The organism is Chelativorans sp. YIM 93263, from assembly GCF_028767125.1.
In the GTDB taxonomy this organism is placed as follows: Bacteria; Pseudomonadota; Alphaproteobacteria; order Rhizobiales; family Rhizobiaceae; genus Chelativorans.
Map to the genome: position 1 here is coordinate 1 of NZ_JAKCWP010000023.1, position 822 is coordinate 822.

Below are 822 nucleotides of genomic sequence, written 5' to 3' on the forward strand. Positions count from 1 at the left end.
TGTCGCATAAGTCGTGGGGCGAGTTTTGCAGCCGGTGGTTGCAATGGGTATACCCCTGAAAAACTCAGCGAGGCCGATCTACTCGCAGAGCTCAGGAGTTTCGCGACAACGGAAAGCTCGTCGCGAAACAGGCTTGCGAATCGCATAAGTGCATGCTTATGTGTCTGCATGATCGAGAATGACATTTTCCGAGCCTTATCCGACCCGACCCGCCGCGCGATCTTCGAGAAGCTGGCGGCGGGCGGCATGAACGCCAGCGCCTTGCGCGCCGGCATGGAGATCAGCCAGCCGGCAATGTCGCAACACCTCTCGGTTTTGCGGAGCGCAAAGCTCGTGAAGGAAGAACGGCAGGGGCGTTTCGTGAATTATGAAGTCGATCCGGAGGGGCTGGCTCTCATCGCACAATGGTTGGCGAAATATCGCGCCTACTGGCCTGCCCGCATCGAAGCTCTCAAGGTCTTGCTGAAGGATATGGACCAATGAACGATGGAAAGGCCAAGGAGCAGAAAGACGGCATCGAACTGGAATTCGAACTGGATGAACCGCCGCAAAAGGTCTGGCGTGCAATCAGCATTCCGGAATTTCGGGAAAACTGGTTGCCGAAAGATGCTTTAGCCGATCCCGAACCGGCCACCATCACACCTGGCGAGGAAGTCCGTTATAGCCTGCGCGATGACGCTCCACCTTTCCTTGAAAGCACGGTGACGTTCACGATCGTCCCGAATGCGACCGGCGGCACCCGCCTGCGCATTATCCACGAGCTGACCGATGCAAGGCTTGACGGGATGGCGAAAATGGCCGCGAACAGTAACGGTCCGCCCC

General features: G+C 57.5%; 2 protein-coding genes. Both read left to right on the forward strand.

Annotated features, from left to right (window positions below):
• Positions 1-168: 168 nt before the first annotated feature.
• Positions 169-483: an ArsR/SmtB family transcription factor gene (locus LY631_RS20305; protein ID WP_274427441.1), complete on the forward strand. Its 315-nt coding sequence runs from the start codon at positions 169-171 to the stop codon at positions 481-483.
• A partial coding sequence (locus LY631_RS20310; RefSeq protein WP_274427442.1) for an SRPBCC family protein occupies positions 480-822 on the forward strand: 343 nt, incomplete at its 3' end. The genes LY631_RS20305 and LY631_RS20310, both read left to right, overlap by 4 nt.

Bases quoted from the DNA above. Each gene is read 5' to 3' on its own strand.
- LY631_RS20305 (WP_274427441.1), top strand. From the start codon at position 169: ATGATCGAGAATGACATTTTCCGAGCCTTATCCGACCCGACCCGCCGC.